General features: G+C 73.5%; 18 protein-coding genes. 3 read left to right on the forward strand and 15 right to left on the reverse strand.

What is annotated here, in order from left to right:
- Nucleotides 1-89 precede the first annotated feature (89 nt).
- The 8 genes from ftsY to ACFQWG_RS05325 form a co-directional block, all read right to left on the reverse strand.
- A complete protein-coding gene (gene ftsY, locus ACFQWG_RS05290) occupies nt 90-1,304 on the reverse strand; it encodes a signal recognition particle-docking protein FtsY (RefSeq protein WP_380972844.1) in 1,215 nt (404 codons plus the stop codon).
- A 77-nt stretch (nt 1,305-1,381) separates the two neighbouring features.
- Nucleotides 1,382-1,717 (reverse strand): hypothetical protein, encoded by a 336-nt coding sequence (locus ACFQWG_RS05295; protein ID WP_380972846.1) that lies wholly within the window; start codon nt 1,715-1,717, stop codon nt 1,382-1,384.
- A gap of 87 nt (nt 1,718-1,804) precedes the next feature.
- Nucleotides 1,805-5,311 carry a chromosome segregation protein SMC gene (smc, locus tag ACFQWG_RS05300; RefSeq protein WP_380972849.1) on the reverse strand — a complete coding sequence of 1,169 codons (3,507 nt, stop codon included), beginning with the start codon at nt 5,309-5,311 and terminating at the stop codon, nt 1,805-1,807.
- Between the two features lie 64 nt (nt 5,312-5,375).
- Entirely contained in the window at nt 5,376-5,834 is a 459-nt protein-coding gene (gene ndk / locus ACFQWG_RS05305; RefSeq protein ID WP_291495888.1) for a nucleoside-diphosphate kinase, read from the reverse strand.
- Between the two features lie 113 nt (nt 5,835-5,947).
- The gene (gene dhaM / locus ACFQWG_RS05310; protein WP_380972852.1) at nt 5,948-6,736 is read right to left on the reverse strand and encodes a dihydroxyacetone kinase phosphoryl donor subunit DhaM; all 789 of its coding nucleotides are present in this window, start codon (nt 6,734-6,736) and stop codon (nt 5,948-5,950) included.
- The gene (gene dhaL, locus ACFQWG_RS05315) at nt 6,733-7,383 is read right to left on the reverse strand and encodes a dihydroxyacetone kinase subunit DhaL (RefSeq protein WP_380972854.1); all 651 of its coding nucleotides are present in this window, start codon (nt 7,381-7,383) and stop codon (nt 6,733-6,735) included. Before dhaL ends, dhaM begins: the two co-directional genes overlap by 4 nt.
- A 12-nt stretch (nt 7,384-7,395) precedes the next feature.
- On the reverse strand, nt 7,396-8,388 hold the full coding sequence (gene dhaK / locus ACFQWG_RS05320; protein WP_380972857.1) for a dihydroxyacetone kinase subunit DhaK: 993 nt from the start codon (nt 8,386-8,388) through the stop codon (nt 7,396-7,398).
- A gap of 94 nt (nt 8,389-8,482) precedes the next feature.
- Nucleotides 8,483-10,153 carry a bifunctional folylpolyglutamate synthase/dihydrofolate synthase gene (locus ACFQWG_RS05325; protein ID WP_380976245.1) on the reverse strand — a complete coding sequence of 557 codons (1,671 nt, stop codon included), beginning with the start codon at nt 10,151-10,153 and terminating at the stop codon, nt 8,483-8,485.
- A gap of 449 nt (nt 10,154-10,602) precedes the next feature.
- On the opposite strand from ACFQWG_RS05325, the gene ACFQWG_RS05330 reads away from it, so the two are divergent.
- Nucleotides 10,603-13,110, forward strand: a complete 2,508-nt coding sequence (locus ACFQWG_RS05330; protein WP_380972859.1) for a sensor histidine kinase — start codon at nt 10,603-10,605, stop codon at nt 13,108-13,110.
- Nucleotides 13,107-13,805 carry a response regulator gene (locus tag ACFQWG_RS05335; RefSeq protein WP_380972862.1) on the forward strand — a complete coding sequence of 233 codons (699 nt, stop codon included), beginning with the start codon at nt 13,107-13,109 and terminating at the stop codon, nt 13,803-13,805. The genes ACFQWG_RS05330 and ACFQWG_RS05335 overlap by 4 nt, the downstream gene beginning before the upstream one ends.
- Nucleotides 13,806-13,830: 25 nt before the next feature.
- Here ACFQWG_RS05335 and ACFQWG_RS05340 read toward each other — a convergent pair whose 3' ends face one another.
- The 7 genes from ACFQWG_RS05340 to ACFQWG_RS05370 all read right to left on the reverse strand — a co-directional run bounded on the left by ACFQWG_RS05340 (nt 13,831) and on the right by ACFQWG_RS05370 (nt 22,925).
- Complete coding sequence (locus tag ACFQWG_RS05340; protein ID WP_380972865.1) at nt 13,831-15,399, reverse strand: ABC transporter permease; 1,569 nt, start codon at nt 15,397-15,399, stop codon at nt 13,831-13,833.
- Nucleotides 15,400-15,481: 82 nt separating this feature from the next.
- Nucleotides 15,482-16,402 (reverse strand): ABC transporter ATP-binding protein, encoded by a 921-nt coding sequence (locus ACFQWG_RS05345; RefSeq protein ID WP_291501159.1) that lies wholly within the window; start codon nt 16,400-16,402, stop codon nt 15,482-15,484.
- Nucleotides 16,399-17,088, reverse strand: a complete 690-nt coding sequence (locus ACFQWG_RS05350) for a TetR family transcriptional regulator (RefSeq protein ID WP_380972868.1) — start codon at nt 17,086-17,088, stop codon at nt 16,399-16,401. Before ACFQWG_RS05350 ends, ACFQWG_RS05345 begins: the two co-directional genes overlap by 4 nt.
- Before the next feature lie 85 nt (nt 17,089-17,173).
- Nucleotides 17,174-20,428, reverse strand: a complete 3,255-nt coding sequence (gene ileS / locus ACFQWG_RS05355; protein WP_380972871.1) for an isoleucine--tRNA ligase — start codon at nt 20,426-20,428, stop codon at nt 17,174-17,176.
- Between the two features lie 301 nt (nt 20,429-20,729).
- Nucleotides 20,730-21,347 (reverse strand): NAD(P)H-dependent oxidoreductase, encoded by a 618-nt coding sequence (locus ACFQWG_RS05360; protein ID WP_380972875.1) that lies wholly within the window; start codon nt 21,345-21,347, stop codon nt 20,730-20,732.
- A complete protein-coding gene (locus ACFQWG_RS05365) occupies nt 21,344-21,976 on the reverse strand; it encodes a TetR/AcrR family transcriptional regulator (RefSeq protein WP_380972877.1) in 633 nt (210 codons plus the stop codon). The genes ACFQWG_RS05360 and ACFQWG_RS05365 overlap by 4 nt, the downstream gene beginning before the upstream one ends.
- A 19-nt stretch (nt 21,977-21,995) precedes the next feature.
- On the reverse strand, nt 21,996-22,925 hold the full coding sequence (locus tag ACFQWG_RS05370) for a DUF4349 domain-containing protein (RefSeq protein ID WP_380972880.1): 930 nt from the start codon (nt 22,923-22,925) through the stop codon (nt 21,996-21,998).
- Nucleotides 22,926-23,034: 109 nt separating this feature from the next.
- Here ACFQWG_RS05370 and ACFQWG_RS05375 point away from each other — a divergent pair, with 109 nt between their 5' ends.
- Complete coding sequence (locus ACFQWG_RS05375; RefSeq protein ID WP_291500850.1) at nt 23,035-24,306, forward strand: MFS transporter; 1,272 nt, start codon at nt 23,035-23,037, stop codon at nt 24,304-24,306.
- Nucleotides 24,307-24,315: the final 9 nt, after the last annotated feature.

Below are 24,315 nucleotides of genomic sequence, written 5' to 3' on the forward strand. Positions count from 1 at the left end.
CCTTCCGAGTCGGAAAACTGACTCTCGAACAGTACAAGCCAGCTTTTGACCCTGACTTTACCTATCCACGATGTGGACGGGGAAGCGCTTTACTCTCCGATGATCGCGTTGACGAAGTCATGAGGATCGAAGGGAGAGAGATCGTCCGGCCCCTCCCCCAGTCCGACGAGCTTCACCGGGACGCCGAGCTCGCGCTGGACGGAGACGACGATGCCTCCCTTCGCCGACCCGTCGAGCTTGGTCAGCACGATGCCCGTGACGTCGGCGGCCTGGGCGAAGACCTCCGCCTGGCGCAGGCCGTTCTGCCCGGTGGTGGCGTCGAGGACCAGTAGCACCTCGGAGACGGGGACCTGCTTCTCGATGACGCGTTTGACCTTGCCCAGTTCGTCCATGAGGGCCGTCTTGGTCTGGAGGCGCCCGGCCGTGTCGACGATGACGACGTCGATGCCCCGCTCGGCGCCCTCCCGCACGGCGTCGAAGGCCACGGAGGCGGGATCGGCGCCCTCCCGGTCCGCGCGCACCACGTCGACGCCGACCCTGGCGCCCCATGTGGCCAGCTGGTCGGCCGCCGCCGCCCGGAACGTGTCCGCCGCACCCAGGAGCACGGACTTCCCCTCGGCGACGAGGACGCGGGCGAGCTTCCCCGCCGTCGTCGTCTTCCCGGTTCCGTTGACGCCGACCATGAGGACGGTCGCCGGCCGGACGCGCGCGTCCCCGCCCGGCGCGGGATCGAGGTGCAGGGCACGGTCCATCGCCGGGTCGACGAGGGCCAGCAGCTCCTCGGCGAGGATCTGGCGGACCGCCTGCGGGTCGCGCGTGCCCTCGACCTTGACGCGGGTCCTCAGGGCGCCCATGAGCCGCTCGGTGGCGGGGACCCCGAGGTCCGCCATCAGCAGGGTGTCCTCGATCTCCTCCCAGTCGGCGGCCTGGAGGTCCGCCCGGGAGAGCACGCCAAGCAGGGTGGCGCCGATCGTGCCGGCCCCGGCCAGGCGGGCCCGAAGCCGCTGCATGCGCGACGGCACGGACTCCGGCGCCTCGACGGCCCCGGCGCCGGCCTGCGCGACCGTCGGGGAGGCCGGGACGCCCTCGTCGACGGCGGGGGCGGGCTCCGCGGGGATGGACTCCTCGGGGGCGCGGGGGGGACGCTCCGGGGCTTCCTCCTCGCGGCGGGGAAGAGGGGCCTCGTCCCGCCCGGCGCGCCCGCGCCGCACCCCCCACACGACGAGGGCGAGGACGGCGACCGCGACGAGCACCGCGAGCGCGATGCCCACGGGCGACTGGAGGAGACTCAGCACTGCATCCATGCCCCCATCATCCCCCACGGGGCGCGGGGCTCTCCACACCGGCCCGCGACCGCCGAGCCGGGGCGCCCCTGCTGCGGTCAGCCGCGCCGGGAGGACTGGCGCTCCCCCGCCCTCACCGTCTGGGCGACGGACTCCAGGCGATCGAACCCGGGGATCGCCCTCGGATCCACGTAGGCGTTGCCCCCGTGCTCATCGGTGGCCAGCAGGTCGCTCAGCGTCGTCTCGGAGGGGGTCACCCGCGCCGGAGGCTCCGCGTCAGGCTCGGGGTCCCTCAGGAGGGCGGTCTGCTCGCGCAGGCGCTCCTGCCACGAGGAGGCCGGGCGCCGGGAGACGGCCACGGCGACGACCACGGCGATCGCCAGGGCGACGAGGACGATGGTGGTGAGCGCGATGACGGCGATTCCCTCGGACATGCCTCCACGGTCGCACGTCCTCCGGGAGACGCCAACAGGAGACGCCCATCGCGATCGAATCGTGACAATGGGACGCCTCACGCGCCGTCAGGACGCCAGCCTCTGGGAGACGACCGAGGTGACGCCGTCGCGCATCGTCACCCCGTACAGCGCGTCGGCGAGCTCCATCGTGCGCTTCTGGTGGGTGATGACGATGAGCTGGCTGGTGCGCCGCAGCTCCTCGAAGATGCGCAGCAGGCGCGAGAGGTTGACGTCGTCCAGCGCCGCCTCGACCTCGTCCATCACGTAGAAGGGGGAGGGGCGCGCGCGGAAGATCGCGACGAGGAACGCCAGCGCCGCCAGCGACCGCTCGCCGCCGGAGAGCAGGGACAGCCTCCGCACCTTCTTGCCCGCCGGTCGGGCCTCGATCTCGATGCCCGTGGCGAGCATGTCCTCCGGGTCGGTGAGCACCAGGCGGCCCTCCCCTCCTGGGAAGAGGACCTCGAAGGTGTGGACGAACTGCTCCTGGATGTCGGAGAAGGCTCGGGAGAATGCCTCGCGCACGAGGGCGTCGACGTCGTCGATGATGCGCAGCAGGTCCGCCTTCGATTTCTTGAGGTCCTGGACCTGGGAGACGAGGAACTCGTGGCGCTGGGACAGAGCGGCATGCTCCTCCAGGGCCAGGGGGTTGACCCGGCCCAGCCGTTCGAGCTCCCGGGTCGCCCGCTGGAGCTCCTGCTCCTGCTCGGAGCGGACGTAGGGCGCGGCGCCGCCGTCGGGGTCCGGCACGAGGTTGTGCGGCCCGTACTCCTCGACCAGCTGGTCGGCCTCCAGGCCGAGGTCCCCGACCGACGACCGCTCGAGGTTCTCCATCCGCGCCGTCATCTCGGCGCGGGCGACCTCGTCGCGGTGCGAGGCCCCGGTGACCTCGCCGAGCTCCCGCGTGAGTTCGTCGATGCGCCGGCGCCGCTCACTGAGGGCCTGCGACGAGTCCGCGCGGGCCTCCTCCGCGTGCCGGTGGGCCTCCTCGGCGCGGGCGAGCGCGCGGGCCGCCGCCTCCACGGCGATCTCGGCTCCCTGCGCGATCCGCCCCACCGAGTCCAGGCGCGCGAGCCGGAGGCGTTCGGCGCGCGCGTGGCGCTCCCGCTCCTCGCGGGAGCGGGCCGCGGCCTGGCGCAGGGAGCGGGCCCGGCCCTGCGCCTGACGGGAGCGCTCCTCGTCGGTGCGCAGGGACAGGCGCTGCGCGGTCTCCTCCTCGCGGGCGCGCCGGGCGGCCGACGACGCCTCCTCCGCCGCCCGCTGCGAGGCGGCCAGGTCCTCGGCGGGTTCGAGGCCCTCGGCCTGCTCGAGCCGCTGCCGGGCGGCCTCGACCTGTTCCTGGGCCCACGCCACCTGCTCCTCGACGCGCGCGAGCGCCGCCCGAGACCGGTCGGCCTCGGCGGCGGCGGCCGCGGACGCCGACGACGCCCGCGCCGCCTCCTCCGCCAGACGGGCGCGGCCCGCGTCCTCCTCGCGCAGCGCCCGCAGCGCCTCGTTGGCCGCCTTCACGGCGGCGTCGTACTCCCCGTTCGCGGTGACGAGGGCGGCAGCGGCCTGCGACTCCCGCTGCTCAGCGTCGGCGGCCCGGCCGACCGCGTGCTCGTACTGCGCGTGCAGCGTGAGCACGGAGGACCCCCCGCGCCCCGACCCGACCACCGAGGTCGCCGTGACGACATCGCCCCCGAGGGTTGCGACCGCGCGGACGCCGGGGAGCGCCACCAGCCCGGCGACCTGATCGAGGTCCTCGCACACGACGCATCCGTCCAGGGCCGCGGCCATGGCGGGGCCGACCCGCTCGTCGACGCGCACCACGTCCAGGGCCCACCGGCCCGCCTCTGGGAGCCCGGCGCGCCCGCCGTCGCCGGAGCCCGATCCCGGCTGCGCGCGCGAGAGGATCATCCGCACCCGTCCGCCGCCCTCCGAACGGGTCGAGCGGACCTGGTCGACGGCGGAGCCGAGGTCCTCGGCCACCGCGGCGTCCGCGAGCGGGGAGAGCAGCGCGGCAAGCGCGTCCTCCCATCCCTCCTCGACGCTCAGGAGAGAGGGCAGGTCGGCGACGATCCCCGGCCTGCCGGCGAGGTCCGCCGTGGCGTCGTCGGGCGTGAGGCTCTCGGCCAACGTGTCCCGGCGGGACTCCCAGCGGGCGCGCTCGGCCCGGGCCTCGCGCTCCTCGGTGAGCAGGGCGTCGACCCGGGCCCGCGCCCGGTCGCGCAGCCGGACCGCCCGCTCGTGGGCGGACGCGCCCGTGTCCCCCTCGGCCGGGGGAGGCGAGGGGGCCTGTGCGGCGCGTTCTTCCGCTTCGCGCCGACGTTTCTCAGCCGCCTCCACCAGGCCCCGCGCGCGCTCGGCCTCGCTGCGCGACGCCTCGAGGCGGGAGCGGCTCGCCGCCACGTCCCCCGTCAGGCGCGCGACCTTCTCGCGGCGGTCCGCGAGGAGCCTGTTGACGCGGGCCAGCTCGCGGGAGGCCCGCTCGTCGCGTTCCTCCGCGTCGGCGCGTGCGCGGGAGGCGCGCTCCAACTCGGTGCGGCCCTGCTCGACGCGGCGGAGCAGGTCCGCGTCCTCCGTCCCCGCCTCTTCGGCGCGGCGCTCGAGCTCCTCGGGGTCCTCGCCCTGGGGGGCGCCCGCGGGGCGGGACAGCGCCTCGACGCGTTCGGCGGCCAGCATCGCCGTGCCGCGCAGGCGCTCGTGGAGGGTCGTGAGCTCCCGCCAGACGGCGGCGGCCCGCTCGACCTCGGGGCCCGCGGCGCGCTCCTGGTCCTCCAGGCGCTCCAGCGCCGCGCGCTCCTCGCGCAGACGGCCCTCGAGACGCTCGCGCCGCGCCTGGGCCGCCCGGTCGCTGGCCTGCTGCTCGTCCAGGCGGGTCCTCAGGGAGACCACGTCGTCGGCGAGCAGGCGCGCCCGGGCGTCACGCACGCGGGTCTGGATCGCCGACGCCTTGCGGGCGGCCTCCGCCTGGCGGGCCAGGGGGCGCAGCTGGCGGTGGATCTCGTTGGTGAGGTCGAGGACCCGCACGAGGTTCTGGTCCATGTCCGCCAGCTTGTGCAGCGCCCGGTCCTTGCGCCTGCGGTGCTTGAGCACCCCGGCGGCCTCCTCGATGAAGCCGCGCCGTTCCTCGGGTGTGGCGGACAGGATCGTGTCGAGCTGGTTCTGGCCCACGATGACGTGCATCTGGCGGCCCATGCCCGTGTCGGACAGAAGCTCCTGGACGTCCAGCAGACGGGCGGAGGCCCCGTTGATCGAATACTCGGATCCGCCCCCGCGGAACAGGGTCCGGCTGATCGTGACCTCGGAGTACTCGATGGGCAGCGTGCCGTCCGCGTTGTCGATCGTCAGTTCGACCTGGGCGCGGCCCAGCGGCGCACGGGCACTCGTGCCCGCGAAGATGACATCCGCCATCTGCCCGCCGCGCAGGGTCTTCGCGCCCTGCTCCCCCATCACCCAGGCCAGCGCGTCCACCACGTTCGACTTGCCCGATCCGTTGGGGCCGACGACGCACGTGATGCCCGGCTCCAGGCGCAGCGTGGTGGAGGAGGCAAAGGACTTGAATCCGCGGAGCGTCAGGGTCTTGAGATGCACGGCCCCACAATACGGGTCGGGCGGTCCCCGGCGGGGCCCTCGGGACGGCCGGTCCCCGAAGCGGTCAGTCCTTGAAGACGAGCTCCGGGAACCACAGCGCGATCTCGCGGTCCGCCGAGGTCGGCGAGTCCGATCCGTGCACGACGTTCTGGACGGCCGGCGTCTTCCAGTCGCGGCCGAGGTCGCCTCGGATCGTGCCGGGAGCCGCCAGCGTCGGATTGGTCTGGCCCATCATCGTGCGGAAGCCCTCGATGACCCGGTCGCCCTCCACGACGACGGCGACGAGCGGGCCGGAGGACATGTAGTCGAGGAGCGCGGGGAAGAACGGCTGGTCCTTGTGCTCGACATAGTGCGCGGTGAGCAGCTCCCGGGAGGCCTTCTTCACCTTGAGGCCCTTGAGCCGGTATCCCTTGACCTCGATGCGGCGCAGGATCTCACCGGTGAGCCCCCGCTCGTAGGCGTCAGGCTTGATGAGGACCAGAGTGTGCTCCTTGTCGGGATCGAGCAGCTCGGGGGTGGGCATGGGCAATCACCTTTCACAGAGGCCATCGTGTCATCTCGTCGGCAGACGTCATCGGCTGACGCCGCTCCAGCATAGGCCCCCGCGGACGGTCGCCGCCGTGGGGAGGCCGTGGCTCACAGTTGCGCGGAGCCCACGGTTCCCGCCGGCTCGCCGCCCTGCTCGAGCATACGGGTCAGGGCCTCGACGGCCTCAGCCGCCTGGGGGCCCGTCGCCGAGATCCGGACGACGTCGCCGCGCCGCACGCCCAGGGCCATGAGCTCCAGCACCGAGTCCGCGCTGGCCCCGTCGACCGTCACCTCCGCGTCGAAGGTCCCCGCCAGGCGGGCCAGCTGGGCCGCCGGGCGCGCGTGGAGGCCGACCGGGTCGGCGACCGTGGCCTCGCCCTCGACCGCGTCGGCCGCGTCGAGCGCGGGGGCCGCGCGGATCACGGCGACGGGGTCGCGGAGGACCGGGCCCGCGGGCTCCGGGGAGGAGGAGGGCGCTGCGGCGGCGAAGGCGCCGGCGGCACCGCGCGCCGCGCGGGCGACCGCGGCGACGTCGTCGCCCAGCTGCGCCCTCACCGCCGCCGCCACCGCGCCCTCGACGAGTGGCGCGTCCGCGAAGACGAGCCGGCCCGCGTCGTCCGCCATGTCCAGGACCGACTCCACCGTCATCGTGGCCGAGCCGAGGTCCGTCAGGACGACGACGCCGGCCCCCGCGGGCGCGTCATCTCCGCCCACGGACTCCAGCGCCGCGTCGACCGCGTGCTCGACGCGGTCGTAGGAGGTGCCCAATGAGAGGTCGTCGGTGCCGCCGGCGGCCTCCACGAGCACGTCGGGAGCCATCTGACCCGCGACCTCGGCGACGCCGCGGGCAAGCAGGTCGGAGTGGGAGACGACGACCAGGGCGACGCGCGCGCTCATGAGGGATCCGCTTCCCTCGCCCGAGCCGCCTCGGCGGCCTGGGCGAGGATGAGGGAGGTGGACACCGCCCCGGGGTCGAGGTGGCCGATCGAGCGCTCTCCCAGATAGGAGGCCCGGCCCTTGCGCGCCTGGAGGGGCTCCGTGGCCGCGGCCCCCTCCTCGGCGGCGCGGGCGGCGGCGTTCAGGGCCTCCTCGGGGGACGATCCCGCCTCCGCCTGGATCCCGGCCGCCTCGACGGCCGGGATCCAGGCGTCGACCATGGTCTTGTCGCCGCGCTCCGCCTTGCCGCGCGCCTGGATGCCGCCCAAGGCGGCGGCGAGCACGTCGTGGACGTCGTGCGCGGAGAACGCGCCCGCGGGCGCCGCCTTGGAGGCGCGTAGGAAGGCCGTGCCGTACAGCGGGCCCGCCGCGCCCCCGACCGTGGACATCAGCGTGCGCGCCACCGTCTTGAGGATCCCGGCCGCCGTGTCGGGCGCGTCATCGGCGGACAGCGCCTTCTCGACGGCCGCGAAGCCGCGGTCCATGTTCTCCCCGTGGTCCCCGTCCCCGATCTGGCGGTCCAGGTCGATGAGCCGCTCGCGGTTGTCGGCCATCGACCTGCCGACGCCCGCCATCCAGGCGCGCGCCCACGCGGCGTCCAGTGCCATCGGTCCCCCCACTCACTTCCAGGCCGGCGTGCTCGCCGGCGCATCGAACAGGCTGAGCAGCTCGTCGTCCACACGCAGCAGCGTGAGGGAGGCGCCGGGCATCTCCAGGCTCGTCACGTAGTTTCCCACCAGGGAGCGCTCGATGGTGACGCCGTCGGCGTCCAGCAGCGCCGCCAGGGCGCGGTGCACGATGTAGAGCTCGGACAGGGGCGTGCCGCCCATGCCGTTGACCAGCGTGACCACGCGCTCCCCCGTGGCCAGGCCCAGGTCGTCGCGCACGCGCTCATAGAGCTCTTTCGTCAGGACGTCCGCGCTCTCCATGCGGCCGCGACGGTAGCCGGGCTCCCCGTGGATCCCGATGCCCAGCTCGATCTCGTCGTCGCCGAGCTCGAAGGACGGCGTGCCGGCGTGCGGCACCGTGCACGGGCCCAGCGCCAGCCCCATCGAGCGCACCTCGTCGTTGACGCGCGTGGCGATCGCGGTGACGCCGGCCAGGTCGTCCCCGCGCTCCGCCGCGGCCCCCGCGATCTTCTCCACGAGCACCGTGCCCGCCACGCCGCGGCGGCCCGCTGTGTAGAGGGAGTCCTCGACGGCGACGTCATCGTTGACGACGACCGAGGTCACCTCGATGTCGTCCATCTCGGCCATCTCGGCGGCCGTCTCGAAGTTGAGGACGTCGCCGGTGTAGTTCTTCACGATGTGGAGCACGCCGGCGCCGTGGTCCGAGGCCCGGGTGGCCTCGAGGATCGGATCGGGCGTCGGGGAGGTGAACACGGGACCCGGGACGGCGGCGTCGAGCATGCCCTCGCCGACGAATCCGGCGTGCAGCGGCTCGTGCCCCGAGCCTCCGCCCGAGACGATGCCGACCAGCCCATCGGCCTTGGGGTGGTGGCGCGTGACGAAATCGGGGTCGAGGTGCACGTCGACCAGGTCGGCATGGGCCAGCGCGAATCCCTCCAGGGACTCCCGGACGACCTGGTGGACGTCGTTGATCAGCTTCTTCATGGGGTGCCTCCTCGCATCCGGCGGGACAGGTGGGTGACTACGACTGCCATCGTGCCACCCTGCGGGCCCCGCTGTCGCGCGATCCGGTCCGGACTCACCTCGCGCCGCGCACCAGCGTCGAGACCGCGCCGGCCAGGACGATCGATCCGAAGGCCACGACGCCGGTGCTCTCCCCCGGCACGGTGCGCGCCTCGGCCAGCTCCACCGCCCGGTCCACCGCCTGGACGAGGTCCTCGCGCAGCTCCACGCGGTCCTCCCCGAAGACCTCGGTCGCGATCGCCATCAGCCGCTCCCCCGGCATCGCGCGCTCTCCCGGCATGGTGGTGACCACCAGGTCGTCGATGACCGGCTCGAGCTCGCCGAGCATCCCCTCGACGTCCTTGTCGCCCATCGCCGAGAACAGGCCGACGACGTGTGCGAAGTCGAAGACCCCCTGGTCCAGGGCGGCGCGCAGGGTGCGGGCGCCCGCCGGGTTGTGGGCGGCGTCGACGACGATGGCGGGCGACGTCCGCACCACTTCGAGCCGCCCGGGGGACGTCGCGGTCATGAAGCCCTGTTCGACGATGCGCCCGTCCAGCTCGCGCCCGCCCAGGAACGCCTCGGCCGCCACGAGCGCCGCGGCGGCGTTGTGGGCCTGATGCTCCCCCAGCAGGGGCACGAAGACGTCCTCGTACACGGCGGCGGGCGTGCGGATGGTCACCAGCTGCCCGCCGACCCCCATCTGGCGGGCGAGCACCTCGAAGTCGCGGTCCTCCAGGCGGACGACCGCGTCGACCTCGCGGGCGCGGGCGAGCAGGATGTCGCGGGCCGCCTCGGGCTGCCGCGCGACGACGACGGTCTGACGGGGTTTGATGATCCCCGCCTTCTCGGTGGCGATCTCCTCCACCGTCGAGCCCAGCCACCTCTGGTGGTCGAGGTCGATCGGCATGATGACCGCGACGTCCCCGTCCATCGCATTCGTCGCGTCCCACAGGCCGCCCATCCCGACCTCGACCACCGCCGCGTCCACCGGGTGGTCCGCGAAGGCGGCGAAGGCCATGACGGTGAAGACCTCGAAGAACGACATGCGGGGCCCGCCGCGCTCCTGGGAGCGCCGGTCGACCATGTCGATGTAGGGGGCGACGTCCTCCCATGCGGCGACGAAGTCCTCCCGGGAGATCGGGCGTCCCGCCAGCGAGATCCTCTCGCGCACGTTGACGAGGTGCGGGGAGGTGAAACGCCCCACGCGCATTCCCATCGCCGACAGCACGGAGTCGATCATCCGCGCCGTCGAGGTCTTGCCGTTCGTGCCGGTGATGTGGATGCTCGGGTAGTCGTCCTCGGGGTCTCCGAGGATGTCCAGGGCCTCCTCCACGCGATCCAGGGAGGGCTGGACCCGGTGCTCCGGCGCGCGCGCGATGATGGAGCGGTAGATGGCGTCGACCCGTCGGTCCAGGGCGAGCCCGCGTTCGGCCTCGTCCAGCGCCTCGGCGTGGGTCGAGGGCGTCCCCGCCCCCGCGCCGTCCCGCTGCGAGACCCCGTCGGTGGCATCGTCGTCGTCCCAGTCCGTGTCCTCGCCCTCGACCTCGCGCAGGATCGCGGGATCGGGCCCCACGAGCAGCGAGTTCGCGACCAGCTGCCGCAGGGCCTCGGTGCGCTCGGCCTCGGCGGCCTCCGCCGCGTCCTGTTCCTCGCGCTCCTTCGCCCGGGCCTCCTCCTGCTCCTGGGAGGGCCGGTCGGCCTCCTCCAGATAGGGGATCAGGTCAGCGGGGACTCCCCGCCCCATGCCCGTCCCCTCCGACCGCCGGGCGTCGGCGAGGACCCGGTCGAACGACGTGGGCCGGGTGGGACCGGAGGACTCGCCGTTGCCGAAGAACGCGGGGTGATCGCTGGCCATGTGGCCTCCAGTCGGGACGGGACGGCCGGCGGCGCCGGCCCTGTTGCGAGGCCTCAGTGTAGATGAGCCCGCCGTCCGCTGGTCTGGCGCGCCCTGCGCCCAGCGTGAACACGGCGCCGGTCGGACGACCGTCCCGCCACGGTGTGAGGACCCCGTGAGGCTCCGCCCGATCCTCGTATGGATTCCGTGAGGATCCCCTCCCGGCGCCTCCGCGGCGCGCAGCATCGTCGGATGGCGGACGCCGGTCCCCGAGTCCGCCGGCCACCCGCGGGGACGGGAGAGGAAGAGATGGACGGCCCGATCTGCCTGGCCCTCGACGCTCTGCCACACTGGCACCCATGACGCGAGGACGGCTTCATGTGCTTCTCGGGGCCGCGCCCGGGGCCGGCAAGACCTACGCCATGCTCGAGGAGGGGCACCGGCTGGCGGACGCCGGCCGCCGCGTCCTCATCGGCGTCGTGGAGGCCCACGGACGGTCGGAGACCGCGGCCCTGGCCGACGGGCTCGCGGTGGCGCCGAGGCGGCGCGTCTCCCACCGGGGCGTCGAGCTGTGGGAGATGGACACGGACGCGATCCTGGCCGCCGCGCCCGACCTCGTCCTCGTCGACGAGTTCGCCCACGCGAACGCCCCGCGCTCGCGCCATGAGAAACGATGGCAGGACGTCGAGGACCTCCTGGAGGGCGGGCTCTGCGTCGTCACGACGGTCGACGTCCAGCACATCGAGTCGCTGAACGACGTCGTCGAGCAGATCACCGGCGTCCCCCAGCGCGAGACGGTGCCCGACGAGGTCCTGCGCCGCGCGGACGAGATCGAGCTCGTGGACCTCGCGCCCGAGGCCCTGCGCGCGCGGCTGGCTGAGGGCAAGGTCTGCCCCCCGGAGCGGATCGACGCGGCCCTGTCGAACTACTTCCGGCTCGGCAACCTGACGGCGATGCGGGAGCTCGCCCTGCTCTGGCTGGCCGATGACGTCGAGGGGGCTCTGCGCGACTACCGCAGCGCCCACCACATCGAGGCCCTTTGGGAGACGCGCGAACGCGTCGTCGTCGCCCTCGCCGGGGACTCCCGGGGGGAGGCGTTGGCCCGGCGTGGCGCGCGGATCGCGGCGAGGTCGGGCGGGGGCGACCTCCTGGCGGTGCACGTGACGTCCCAGGACGGCCTGCGCTCGGCCATCCCGGGAGCGCTCGCCCGCCAGCGCGAACTCGTCGAGAAGCTCGGGGGCACCTATCACCAGCTCGTCGGGGAGTCCGTGCCCGAGGCGCTCCTCGGCTTCGCCCGATCCCACGACGCCACGCAGCTCGTCCTCGGGGCGAGCCGGCGGACACGGCTCGGCCAGGTCCTCGGCGGGGCGGGGGTCGGCGCCGAGGTCATCCGCGCCGCCGGCCCGATCGACGTCCACATCGTCTCGCGCCCCAAACGCGCCTCCGGGCCGCGTCTTCCCGCCCCGCGCGGCGCCCTGTCCCCGCGACGCCGCGCGCTCGGGTTCCTTCTGGCGTTCATCCTGGTCCCCGCCATGGCGTGGATCGCGGGCACCACCGTCGACGCGGACACGCTGACCGTGTGCGCGCTGGCGTTCCAGCTCATCGTGGTCGTCGTCGCCCTCGTCGGCGGCCTGTGGCCCGCCCTCCTCGCGGCGCTCTCCTCCGGTCTCGCCCTCGACTTCTTCCTCATCGCCCCGTATCGCACGATCGCCGTGTCCGCGCCCCGCCACCTGGTCATCCTCATGCTCGACGTGCTCATCGCGGTCCTCGTCAGCCTGGTCGTCGACCGGTCGGCGCGGCGGGGACGCCAGGCCCGACGGGCGGCGGCCGAGTCGGAGATCCTCATCAGCCTGGCTGACTCCGTCCTGCGCGCCGACGACGCCCTCGGCGCGATCCTGTCGACGACCCGCGAGGCCTTCGGAGTCGAGGCCGTGTGCCTGCGCGGACCGGGCGGAGGATCCTCCGGCCGCGCCTCCGTCCTCGGCCGGGACGGAGATCCCGGGGCCCTGGGTCCCCGCACGACGGTCCCCGTCGGCGAGGGGGCCGATCTGACGGTGGTCGGCCGGGACCTCGACGCCTCCGACCAGCGCCTGTTGGGCGTCGTCGCCACCCAGCTGCGCACGGTCCTCGACCATCGCGACCTCGAGACGAAGGCCCGCGAGATCGGGCCGTTGGAGGCGGCGAACAAGGTCCGCTCCGCGCTGCTGTCCGCCGTCTCCCACGACGTCCGGCGCCCGCTGGCCGCCGCGACGGCCGCCGTCACGGGGCTGTCGAGTATGGGCGCCGAGCTCGGAGAGGACGATCGCGCGGAACTGCTCGGTCTGGCGCGCGACAGCCTGGACGACCTCACCTCCCTGGTCACGGACCTGCTCGACGTCTCCCGCGTCCAGGCCGGCGCGATCCCCGTCGGCCTCGGGCCCGTCGACGCCGCCGATGCGATCCTCCCCGCCCTCGACGAGCTGCATGCGGGGCCCGACGGGGTCGAGCTCGCCCTCGACCCCGCTCTTCCGCGGCTGTGGGCCGACGCCGCGCTGCTGCGCCGCGTCCTCGTCAACCTGCTGGCGAACGCCCGGCGCTTCTCACCGCCGGGCGTCCCGGTGCTGCTGACGACCAGCTCCTTCGGCGGCACGGGCCAGATCCGCGTCGTCGACCATGGCCCGGGGATCCCGCAGGGCCGACGCGAGGACGTCTTCCGGCCGTTCCAGCGCCTGGGCGACACGGACAACACGTCCGGCCTGGGGCTCGGCCTCGCGCTGTCCAAGGGCTTCGTCGACGGGATGGGCGGCGGCCTCGAGGCGGAGGACACGCCCGGCGGCGGCCTCACCATGGTCGTCAGCCTCCCCTGCGTCCAGGAGGACGGCCCATGAGGATCCTCATCGCCGACGACGACCCGCAGATCCTGCGCGCCCTGCGCATCACCCTGGCCGCGCGCGGCTACGAGCTGCTCACCGCCGGCGACGGAGTGCGTGCGCTCGCCCTCGCCGCGGATCGGAGCCCGGACCTCTACATCATCGACCTGGGGATGCCCGCCCCGGACGGCATCCAGCTGATCGAGGCGATCCGCGGGTGGTCCGACGCCCCGATCCTCGTCGTCTCGGGACGCACGGGCTCCCACGACAAGGTCGAGGCGCTGGACGCGGGCGCCGACGACTACATGACGAAGCCGTTCGCGATCGACGAGATGCTCGCCCGGATCCGGGCGCTGTCCCGCCGACTCGCCCCACGCTCCGAGGCGGATCCCGTCCTCACCCTCGGGGAGGTCGTCGTCGATCTGTCGACGCACACGATCACCCGCTCGTCGGAGGGCCGGTCCCGCCCCATCGCGCTGACTCCCACGGAGTGGCGCGTCCTGGAGGTCCTGGCCCGCCATCCCGAGCGCCTGGTCACCCGCGAGATGATCCTCAAGGAGGTCTGGGGATCCGAGCACGTGGCCGACACAGGCTATCTGCGGCTGTACGTCTCCCAGCTGCGCAAGAAGCTCGAACCCGACCCGGCCCGCCCGCGGTTCATCCTCACCGAGCAGGGCATGGGGTACCGCTTCGTCCCCACGGGGACGGCCTGAACCCGCCGTTCCCGTCCCGCGCCCCTCACCCGGCATCGAGGTCGCGGCGGGCGAGGCGTCCGACCCCCAGCGCCGCCAACGCCACGGCGAGGACGGTCATCGCGGCCAGGGGCGTCCACGCCATGGGCTCCGAGGGCAGGGGCGGCGTGGCATGGAAGGGGGTGGCGTCGAGGACCCACCTGGGCAGTCCGGTGGTCACCCCGGCCATCTCCACCACCCAGACGGCGGCCAGCAGCGTCCACGTGGTCGCCGTCGCCGCCCGGGGGAACCACCCGAACACGGCGACCGCCGCCCCGACGAGCGTCATCGTCGCCGGCCAGTAGGCCAACGCCGCGCCCGCCAGCAGCCGGATCTGCCCCGCGTCGCCGACGACGGCCCCGTAGGCCGCGCCCATACAGGCCCCGGCCAGCGCCAGGAGGGCACCGGCGCCCAGGACGGGCACCGCAAGCCGGCCGAGCGCCCACCGGGTCCGGGAGAGGCCCCGGGAGAGCTGGGCCTCCAGGAGGCCCGAGGCCTCGTCCCCGCGCAGGGGCAGAGTGGCCTGGAGGGCGAAGGCGAGGACGACCAGGGCCACGATCCGCACGAGCATGGCGACGAGGGCGTCCATCCCCTCGCCGCCCAGCCGCGCCGCCACCTCGGGGGACGCGTCGGCGACCAGGTTTTCCATGGGCTGCGTGACCGAGCCGAGAATCACGGCCGTCGCCGCGATGGCGGCGGTCCACCCGAGGATCGCCCCGCGTTCGAGGCGCAGGGCCAGGCCCGGCGGCGAGGCCCACCGGGCGGGCGCGCCGCTCGGGCCCGGGCGATCGGGCAGCAGGCCCGCGCCGTGGTCGCGGTGCTCCTCGAGGACGGCCGCCGCCCCGAGCAGGATGAGGGCAAGCCCGCATTGGAGGAGCAGCGGCCACCACCGCTCCTGGCCCCAGGGCCGGGCCTCCTGCCCCCAGCCGATGGGAGAGGCCCATGTCAGCGCCCCGTTGCCGAGGTCGCCGGCCATGCGCAGGGCGTAGAAGACGCCGATGACGGCGCTGGCCAGCCCGTTGGCGCCCCGCGACGTGGAGGCGACCTGCCCGGCGAGCGCCGAGACGCCGATGGCGACCAGGCCGACGCCGGCCACCGAGAGGCCGAACAGCCAGGACCCCGAGTGCCCGGCCCCCTGCGGGTCGAGCCCCTGCTGGAGGCAGACGAGGGCGGCTCCCGCTCCCGCCAGCGCGCACAGCGCGGCCATGACGGTCCACGTCGCGGCCGAGCCGGCGTGGATGCCGAGCACCCGGGACCGCAGGAGCTCGCAGCGTCCCTCCTCCTCGTCGGCGCGCCCGTTGCGCGTGACCAGGAAGACCATCCCGAAGGCGAGCCCGAGGGCCAGGGTCATCCAGATCTTCGTCCACACCGCCCCTCCCAGGGTGGCGGGCTCGGCCGCCACTCCGGTCAGCGCCCGCATCCCCGGGGTGGCCGACACGGCTGCGAAGTCGTCGAGGGCCCGCTGGGTGGGGAGGCTCTCGCGGTAGTAGGCCGCGACATAGGCGAGCATCACGACGACGTAGGCCCACCACGCCGCCAGGCGCACCCGGTTGCGCCGCACGACGAGCCGGACCATCGTTCCCGTGCCCGCGAGCGGGCGGAGGGGCCGGCGGGCGCCTGGGCGGGCGGGGCGGGTCCGCGCGGCAGCCGCCGGCATCTCAGCGCCCCTCCTGGGTGGAGGGGGCGGGTCGCGCGCCGTAGTGGCGCAGGAAGATGTCCTCCAGAGAGGGCGGGTTCGCCCTCAGTGCCTGGGGGCGGAGCTCCGCGAGCCGGGCGAGGACCGGAGGGAGGTCGGCGTCGTCGACGAAGAAGCGCACGGCGCGGCCCTCCGCGGAGACGTCGTGGACGCCGGGGAGGCCGGACAGGCCGGCGGCCCCGCCGTCGACGACGGCGTTGACCTCCGTGCGGGTGAGATGCCGCAGTTCGGCGAGCGTGCCCGACTCGACGGCGGCGCCGTCCTTGATGATCGTCACGCGATCGGCGAGTCTCTCGACCTCGGCGAAGATGTGGCTCGAGAGCAGGACGGAGCACCCGCGGCCCGTGGCCTCGCGGATCGACTCGGTGAAGGCCTCCTCCATGAGGGGGTCGAGCCCGGAGGTGGGCTCGTCGAGCAGCAGCAGCTCGGCGTCCGCGCACAGGGCGGCCACCAGAGCCACCTTCTGGCGGTTCCCCTTGGAGTAGGAGCGGGCCTTCTTGGAGGGGTCGAGCTGGAAGCGCTCGAGGAGGCGCGTCTTCCGGGCCCGGTCGAGGGGACCCGACAGCCGGCAGAGGACGTCGATCGCCTGCCCGCCCGTCAGGTCGGGCCAGAGGGTGACGTCGCCGGGGACGTAGGCCAGGCGCCGGTGCAGGTCGACGGCGTCGCGCCAGGGGTCCCCGCCCAGAAGCGCGGCGGTCCCCCCGTCGGCGCGCAGCAGTCCGAGCAGGATCCGGATGGTGGTGGACTTGCCGGCTCCGTTGGGGCCGAGGAACCCGGTCACCTGCCCTCGGGGGACCTCGAGGTCGAGGCCCTTCAGGGCGCGGACGCGGCCGAAGGATTTCGTCAGCCCTTCGACGCGGACGGCGGCATCGGTGGTGGTCATGGGGCTCCCTTGGAAGGGGAGGAAGCGCGGGGCGGGTCCCCCGCCTCCTCCAGATACTGGTCGAGGAACGCCGTCGAGGTGAGCAGGCCCTCGGAGTAGAGCTCGAGCATGGGCAGGAGGAAGCCGCCGTCGCGGTCGAGCAGGACCGAGACGAACTCCTCGGGGGTGGTCCAGGCGGTCGTGAGGAACTGGACGAGGACGGAGCCGAGCATCTGGCGTCCGTAGAAGCGGGCGCGGGCCGCCCCGTCGCGCGAGGGACGCACGAGGCCGGCCCGCTCGTACTCGGCGAGGACACCGGCGACCTGTTCGGTAAGGCGGTCCATGAAGACGTCCGCGGCCCGGCCTCCGGCCGCCACGACCCGCAGGATGTAGACGACCATGACGGCCTCGTCATGGGGGACGGTACGGGTGAGCTCGGTGAAGCCAGCGGGCAGCAGGGCGAGCGCCCCTGTCTCGGTCGCCCGGTAGCGGTCCAGCACCTCGGAGTCGCATTCCCCGCGCAGGGCGGCCTTGGAGCCGAAGTGGTGGGTGATGAGCGCGGGGGAGACGCCGGCCCGGGCGGCGATCTCCCGGAACGAGGCGCGGAAACCGGATCGGGCGAAGCACTCGATGGCGGCATCGCGGATCTGCGCGCGGGCGGTCAGGTCGTCGGCGCGGCGTCTGCCCCGCAAGCCCGTTGTACCCATGTACAGCATGCTATACGCGCGACCAGTCCACTGTCCTCCCCGCCGCCCTCCCGCGCGTGTCGCCCCAGACCGGGGCCGGCCCGTGTCAGGACGGGTGCCTGGACACCGAGACGGTGAGCTCGGGCGACTCGGACACCGTCAGCGACAGGGCCAGGGTCTCGGCGGAGATCATGTCGGCGAAGTTCCGGACGTCCTCGACGTGACCGGCCGGCACGCCCAACGCGAGATCGATGCGATCGGCGATGTGCAGGTCCTCGGCCTTACGCCGGTCCTGGACCGCCCGGATGACGTCGCGGGCATAGCCCTCGGCCAGCAGCCCGGGCGTCAGCTCGGTGTCGAGCACCACGAAGGTGCCGCCCGCGAGCACGGCGGCCACCTGGCCGTCGGAGGCGTCCACCTTCGTGGAGACGCGGAACTGGTCGCCGGCGAGCACCACGGGCGCGCCGTCGACGGCCACGCCGGGGAAGACGACCGAGCGGCCGTCCGGGGCCAGGCTCCACGCGCCTGCCTTCTGGGCGGCGAACAGGGCCGACGTCGAGCGGCGCACGGCGGGCCCGAAGGCGCGGGGGTTGAGGGAGAGCTCCTGATGGACCGCCAGTCCCGACTCGGCCGGGGTCTGCAGGCGCACCTCCTTGACGTTGACCTCGGAGGCGATGAGCCCCGTGAAGGGGGCCAGGGCGCCTGCCTGCTCGGAGACGACCGCCAGGGCCGTCAGCGGCTGGCGCACCCGCAGCGCGTGCGTCTTGCGCAGGCTGTGGGCGGCCGAGACGACGTCGCGGACCTCGTCCATGGCCCGCACCAGGGCGTCGTCGGCGACCGTGTCGGGAAGCGACGGCCAGTCGGTGAGATGGACCGACTCCCCGCCGGTCAGCCCGCGCCAGATCTCCTCGGCCAGCAGCGGGAGCAGTGGGGCTGCGACCTCGGTGAGGGTGACGAGTGCGGTCCGCAGGGTGTCGAAGGCGAGGGCGTCCTCGTCCCAGAACCGCTGGCGCTGGGTGCGCACGTACCAGTTCGTCAGGATGTCGAGAAAGCTCCCGACCCGCTCGCAGGCACCGACGATGTCGTAGGCGTCCAGGTCGGCGCGGGCGCCGTCGGCCAGGGACCTCGTGTGGGCCAGCAGGTAGCGGTCCATGACGTCCAGGCGCCCGACCGCCTCCCGGTCGGACAGGTCCAGGGGACTCGCCTCGTAGCCCGCGCCCCCGTTGCAGGCCCCCGCGTACAGCGTGAAGAAGTAGTACGTGTTCCAGATCGGCAGGAGGACCTGCCGCACGGTGTCGCGGATGCCGTCCTCGGTGACGATGAGGTTGCCTCCGCGCACGACGGGCGAGCTCATGAGGAACCAGCGCATGGCGTCGGAGCCGTACTCGTCGAAGACGCGCGTGACGTCCGGGTAGTTGCGCAGGGACTTGCTCATCTTGCGCCCGTCGTCGCCCAGCACGATGCCGTGGGAGACGCAGTGCGTGAAAGAGGGGCGGTCGAACAGGGCCGTCGCCATGACGTGGAGGGTGTAGAACCACCCGCGCGTCTGCCCGATGTACTCGACGATGAAATCGCCCGGGTAGTGGTTCTCGAACCACTCGCGGTTCTCGAAGGGGTAGTGCACCTGGGCGAAGGGCATGGACCCGGAGTCGAACCACGTGTCGAGGACCTCCGGGACGCGCCGCATCATCGAGCGCCCGGTCGGGTCGTCGGGGTTGGGCCGCACCAGCTCGTCGATGGCGGGGCGGTGGAGGTCCTGGATGTCGACGCCGAAGTCGCGGCGCAGCTCCTCGAAGGAGCCGTAGACGTCGACGCGCGGATGGGCAGGGTCGTCCGACTTCCACACGGGGATCGGGGAGCCCCAGAAGCGGTTGCGCGAGATCGACCAGTCGCGCGCCCCCGCGAGCCATTTGCCGAAGATCCCGTCTTTGATGTGCTCGGGCACCCAGGTGATCTGCTGGTTGAGCTCGACCATGCGATCCCGGAACTGCGTGACGCGCACGAACCAGGAGCCGACCGCCTTGTAGATGAGGGGCTGCCGGCAGCGCCAGCAGTGCGGGTAGGAGTGGGTGTAGGAGGCGACGCGCACCAGCACCGGTCGATCGGCGGGATCGCGATGGGCGAGGTTGCCCGTGCCCTCCCTCAGGTCCGCGATGACCAGGCGGTTCGCGTCGAAGACCTGGACGCCCCTGTAGTCGGGGACCTCGGAGGTGAACCGCCCGGCGTCATCCACGGGGATGACCGGGCGGATGCCGGCGGCGTCGCACACGTCCATGTCGTCCTCGCCGAAGGCGGGAGCCGTGTGGACCAGGCCGGTGCCGTCCTCGGTCGTCACGAAGTCGCCGGCGATGATCGTCCACCCGGCCGGGCCGGGGGCTGCGCCCGGCTCGCGGCGCTGGGGCGTGTCGAAGTAGTCGAACATCGGCGTGTAGCGCCGGCCCACCAGGTCGGCGCCCGTGAGGCGCCCGACGATCTCGGGGTCCTCGCCGAGCTCCTTCGCGTAGGAGCCGACCAGGGCCTCGGCCAGGAGGACCCTCTCCCCCGCGAGCCCGCCCTCGCGGGGCCGGACGGTGACGTAGTCGATGTCCGGCCCCACCGTGATGGCAAGGTTGGAGGGGAGCGTCCACGGCGTCGTCGTCCAGATGAGCGCGAGCTCCCCGGTCTCCAGGCGCACGCCGACCGTCACGGTCTGGTCGGTGCGGTCCTGGTAGACGTCGTCGTCCATCTTGAGCTCGTGGTTGGCCAGCGGCGTCTGGTCGTGCCAGCAGTAGGGCAGCACGCGGAAGCCCTCGTAGATGAGCCCCTTGTCGTACATCGTCTTGAACGCCCAGATCACGGACTCCATGTAGGTGGGGTCCAGCGTCTTGTAGTCGTGGTCGAAGTCCACCCACCTCGCCTGCCGGGTGACGTACTCCTGCCATTCCCGGGTGTATCGGAGGACGCCCGCGCGGGCGGCCTCGTTAAAGGCGCGGATGCCGATCCCGCCCTCGCCCTCGATCTGGGACTTGTCGGTGATCCCCAGTGCCCGCTCGGCCTCGAGCTCGGCGGGCAGGCCATGGGTGTCCCACCCGAAGCGGCGCTCGACGTGGCGTCCGCGCATCGTCTGGTAGCGCCCGACGACGTCCTTGACGTACCCGGTGAGGAGGTGCCCGTAGTGGGGCAGCCCGTTGGCGAAGGGCGGCCCGTCGTAGAAGACGAACTCGTTGTCGCCGTGGCGCCCCGCGGGCCGCTCCTCGACGGACTTCGCGAAGGTGTCGTCGGCGTCCCAGTAGGCCAGGGTCTCGCGCTCCATGTCCGGGAAGGAGGCTGCGGCCCGGACCTCGCCGTCACGGTGGCGGGGGTAGAACCCGTGTGTGCTCATGATGTCCTCGGTGTCGTCGACCTGTCACAGGGACGACTCCCGGCCTGCGCCGAGACCCGCGGTACCACCCCGCTTGCCGCGCCGCTGCCCGGCCCCGGGGACCGGGCCGCCGTGCGGCCTCTCGTCATGGGCTGTGTCGGGCCCGCCCGTCCGGGTCTAGTGGGGGCGCCCGAGGGCGGCCTGTTCTTCCGGAGACTCCCCGGCGATGCCCCGTCCCCTTCTGGAGGGGGACGGGCCGGATCTGCGTCGGGGCCCATGATAGCCGACGGAGCGCCCGCCCTGTCCCCGCGTGGCCCGAGTCTCAGGCGAGGGCGGCGATCTCGCGGCGCACCCGCGCCAGGTGCTTCCCGCGGCGCTGCGCTCCCCCGCCGGAGATCCGCCCGAGGTTGAGCCAGCGCCTGCGCCGCACGCCGAGCTGGCGGAACGTCGAGCCCAGCAGGACGCTGCCGATCGGGTTGCCGCAGGCGGCCCGCAGGTACCAGGTGGGCGAGGTCGAGGTCGTCAGCACCGTCACGGAGCGGATCCACGTGCCCAGCACGCCCCGGGTGCCGGTCGCGGTGGGCTCATAGGCCCATTTCTGCTTCATCACCTTGTCGATGAAGCCCTTGAGGATCGCCGGGATGTCGTTCCACCACACGGGAGCGATGAGCACGAGGGCGTCCGCGCGCTCGAGGAGGCGCTGGTAGCGCTCCACCAGGGGATCCCGCGTCCCGCCCTCGTGGAAGAGCGCGAGCTCCGACTCGTCGTAGGCCGGGGCGAAGCCGTCCGCGCACAGGTCGATGACCGCCGTCTCTCGGCCGGCGTCTGCGGCGCCCGCCGTGGCGGCCTCGAGCACGGCGCGGGAGAAGCTGCCCGGGTAGGGATGGGCGTAGACGATGACGGTGAGCGGCGTCGGGGGCGCGGATGTCTGACCGGTCATGGCCGGGGGTCCTTCCTGGCGGGGGTCGTGGAGAAGTGCTCGATATAGGCGTCGAGGCCGTCGGAGAGCAGTCCGGGGTCCGCCCCGTCGACCCCGCGTGCGGCGAGTGCGCCGGCCCCCTCCACGGTGGCCCACACGAGGGCGAGGAACCGCTTGGGCTCGACGTCGAGCCCGAGGCGCCCGCGCAGCTCCTCGATCGAGTGGCGCACCACGCCGAGGAGCGGGAACTCCCAGCCATCGCCGGGCTCCGCGCTGGCGCGCAGGGCGAGGGGGCTGTGGAGAAGGAAGTCGTGGAGGCGCGGGTGGTCCCGCGCCCACCGCATCATCCAGGCGCCCACCGACAGCAAGGTCCCGTGGGGGTCCTCCCGGCCCGCTTTCGGCGGGGCCTCCCCCGCCCACCCCGCGTCGGCCGCGGCCCGCGTCGACAGCTCCCGCAGCGCCGCGAGCAGCAGGGCGTCGCGGTCCGGGAAGTGCTTGTACATCGCGGGCGCGGAGACCCCGCAGGCGCGCGCCACATCGGCGGCGGACAGGGAGGCGTAGCCCGCCCGGTCGATCCGGTCGATCGTCGCGTCGATCAGTCGCGCGCGCGTGTCCGTGCGCCGGGCATCGACGTCTTTCCCGCTGCTCACAACACATAGGTTAACATGATTAACCTATGTGGTCCACGGGCCTCTCCGGCTCCTCGGAGGTCCCGCCCGTGCCGCCCGCCACGCCCGCGCTCCCTCGGCGGCGGCGAACGGCCAGCGTCACCGGCACGGCGACGACGGCCGCCAGCAGCGCCCACGGCAGGACCCACACGACGGCCTCCCCGATCCCGCGCATCCCCGCGACGAACGCATCCCAGGAACGCTGCCAGACCGAGCGGTCCGGCTCCGCGGCCTCGGCCCGCCGGTCGAGGGAGACCTCCAGCGTCGAGAAGGCGACCTGGTCTGCCAGGTACGCCCGCTGGCTGGTCAGGGAGTCCAGCTCAGACTGGCGCGCGGTGAGCTCCTGCTCGGCCTCGAGCAGGTCCTTCGTGGTCTCCGCCTGCTCGACGAGCTGCGTCAGCCGGTCGATCGACGCGCTCAGGGCGTCGGCCCGGGCGTCCAGGTCCGCGACCTGCTGGCCGACGTCCTCGGTGCTGGTGGACAGGTCGACCACCTGGCCCAGGTCCGACAGCGAGTCGGTGAGCCGATCATAGGCGTCGGTGGGCACGCGCACCTGCGCCCGCGCCGAGGGCACGGATCCCCCTCCCGTCACGGTGGAGGAGGCGACGCGCCCGCCCAGACCCGCCACCGTCGCGGTGAGGGCCGCCAGCGCCGCCTGCGGATCCTCCACACGCACCGAGGCCGATCCCGTGACCACGACCTTGCCCTGGTCGGGATCGACCTCGCTGCCGGCGGCCGAGGCTCCGGCGTCGGCGGAGTCGGCCGCGACCCCGCCGGCCTCCTCGGGCGCGACCTCGACGGAGGAGAGCCCCGACAGATCCGTCCCGGTCGATCCGGTCCTCGCGGACCCGTCCTCGGAGGAGGAGCAGCCGGCCAGCGCGAGCAGCGCGACCAGGGCGAGCGACGCCGCTCGCGCCGTGATGTGTCTCATGTCCCACATCCTGGCGGATCCCGCATCCCCCGTCACCACCCGGGGAGAGATCGTCACGGTTTCGTGACATGCCCGGCCCCGCCCGAGCGCGGACGCGCACAATGGGGCAATGACCGCCCGCCCCGACCGACCCCGTTCCCCCGTCGCACAGCTGGCGCTGCCGGTGTACGTCCCCTCGCTGATCTGGTCCACGGGATCGGGGGCCCTCGCTCCCGTCATGGTGCTGGCCGCTCTGTCCCTGGGGCTCACCGAGTCCGGAGCCTCCCTGGTCGCCGCCGTGTCCGGCCTGGCAGGGGTCCTGACGGGGCCCTGGGTCGGCCGTTGGATCACGCGGGTCGGCGACCGCGCGGCGTTCGTCATCGGCACCGCGCTGGCCGTCGTCTCCCTGGCCGGTGCCCTGGTCACGCTGGCGCACCCGGGCGTCGCCTGGTCGCAGGTCCTCTACGTCGCGGCGATCGCCGCCCTGTCCGTCTCCGCAAACATCTGGTCCCTGGCCCGCCAGTCCTATGTCGCGGAGTCCGTGCCCGTCTCCTGGCGGGCCCGGGGCCTGTCCATGTTGGGCGGGATGCTGCGGATGGGGCAGGTGTTCGGACCCGGGATCGGATCGCTGGCGCTCGCCCTGTGGAGCTATCCCGGCGCCTTCTGGCTCCAGATCGCCACGACCGTCGTCGCCCTGGGGTTCGTCCTCGCCTTCGTCCTGCCCTCGCCCGAGCTCCTCGAGTCGGCCGCGGAGGCGCCCTCGTCGGAGGCCCCTTCCGAGGCCCCCGCGCCCCCCTGGCGCGAGCGCGCGGACGCCCGGGCGACGGTTCTGCTCGCCGTCGGCGTGATCCTCCTGACCATCGTGCGGGCGAACCGCGCGGTCATCGTCCCCCTGTGGGGCCACCAGCTGGGGATCTCCGAGCACATGATCTCCCTGACCTTCAGCGCCTCGGCCGTGCTGGACGCGGCCGTGTTCTATCCGGTCGGGAAGGTCACGGACGTGCGCGGACGTCGGTGGGCGCTCGTGCCGACGATGGTGATCATGGGCGCGGGGTTCATCGGGCTGGCGATGTGGCAGACGACAGTGGGCTTCGTCGTGTGCGCATGCCTGATCGGGCTGGGCAACGGATTCGGCGCCGGCATCGTCATGACGATGGGAGCCGACCTCTCCCCCGACGTCGGGCGCTCGCGGTTCCTCGGACTGTGGCAGTCCGTCCAGCAGGCTGGGATGACGGCGGGACCGTTCCTGGTCTCGGCCTTGGTCCAGGCGTTCGGGGTCGGGGTCTCGGCGTGGGCGACGGGCGCGCTGTCCCTCTTCGGCGTCGTATGGTTCCTCGCCACCGTGCCGCACGCCTATGCGAGGCTCGGCATCGATGACAGGGGGCGTCCCCTGGCCCGCTGACGCGCCGGC

This window comes from Schaalia naturae, assembly GCF_042665795.1.
Classification (GTDB): domain Bacteria; phylum Actinomycetota; class Actinomycetes; order Actinomycetales; family Actinomycetaceae; genus Pauljensenia; species Pauljensenia naturae.

Excerpts from the sequence above, each read along its gene's own strand:
- ftsY (WP_380972844.1), bottom strand. The coding sequence starts at position 1,304 with ATGGATGCAGTGCTGAGTCTCCTCCAGTCGCCCGTGGGCATCGCGCTC.
- ACFQWG_RS05295 (WP_380972846.1), bottom strand. The coding sequence starts at position 1,717 with ATGTCCGAGGGAATCGCCGTCATCGCGCTCACCACCATCGTCCTCGTC.
- ndk (WP_291495888.1), bottom strand. The coding sequence starts at position 5,834 with ATGCCCACCCCCGAGCTGCTCGATCCCGACAAGGAGCACACTCTGGTC.
- dhaM (WP_380972852.1), bottom strand. The coding sequence starts at position 6,736 with ATGAGCGCGCGCGTCGCCCTGGTCGTCGTCTCCCACTCCGACCTGCTT.
- dhaL (WP_380972854.1), bottom strand. The coding sequence starts at position 7,383 with ATGGCACTGGACGCCGCGTGGGCGCGCGCCTGGATGGCGGGCGTCGGC.
- dhaK (WP_380972857.1), bottom strand. The coding sequence starts at position 8,388 with ATGAAGAAGCTGATCAACGACGTCCACCAGGTCGTCCGGGAGTCCCTG.
- ACFQWG_RS05325 (WP_380976245.1), bottom strand. The coding sequence starts at position 10,153 with ATGGGGCGGGGAGTCCCCGCTGACCTGATCCCCTATCTGGAGGAGGCC.
- ACFQWG_RS05330 (WP_380972859.1), top strand. The coding sequence starts at position 10,603 with ATGACGCGAGGACGGCTTCATGTGCTTCTCGGGGCCGCGCCCGGGGCC.
- ACFQWG_RS05335 (WP_380972862.1), top strand. The coding sequence starts at position 13,107 with ATGAGGATCCTCATCGCCGACGACGACCCGCAGATCCTGCGCGCCCTG.
- ACFQWG_RS05340 (WP_380972865.1), bottom strand. The coding sequence starts at position 15,399 with ATGGTCCGGCTCGTCGTGCGGCGCAACCGGGTGCGCCTGGCGGCGTGG.
- ACFQWG_RS05345 (WP_291501159.1), bottom strand. The coding sequence starts at position 16,402 with ATGACCACCACCGATGCCGCCGTCCGCGTCGAAGGGCTGACGAAATCC.
- ACFQWG_RS05350 (WP_380972868.1), bottom strand. The coding sequence starts at position 17,088 with ATGGGTACAACGGGCTTGCGGGGCAGACGCCGCGCCGACGACCTGACC.
- ileS (WP_380972871.1), bottom strand. The coding sequence starts at position 20,428 with ATGAGCACACACGGGTTCTACCCCCGCCACCGTGACGGCGAGGTCCGG.
- ACFQWG_RS05360 (WP_380972875.1), bottom strand. The coding sequence starts at position 21,347 with ATGACCGGTCAGACATCCGCGCCCCCGACGCCGCTCACCGTCATCGTC.
- ACFQWG_RS05370 (WP_380972880.1), bottom strand. The coding sequence starts at position 22,925 with ATGAGACACATCACGGCGCGAGCGGCGTCGCTCGCCCTGGTCGCGCTG.
- ACFQWG_RS05375 (WP_291500850.1), top strand. The coding sequence starts at position 23,035 with ATGACCGCCCGCCCCGACCGACCCCGTTCCCCCGTCGCACAGCTGGCG.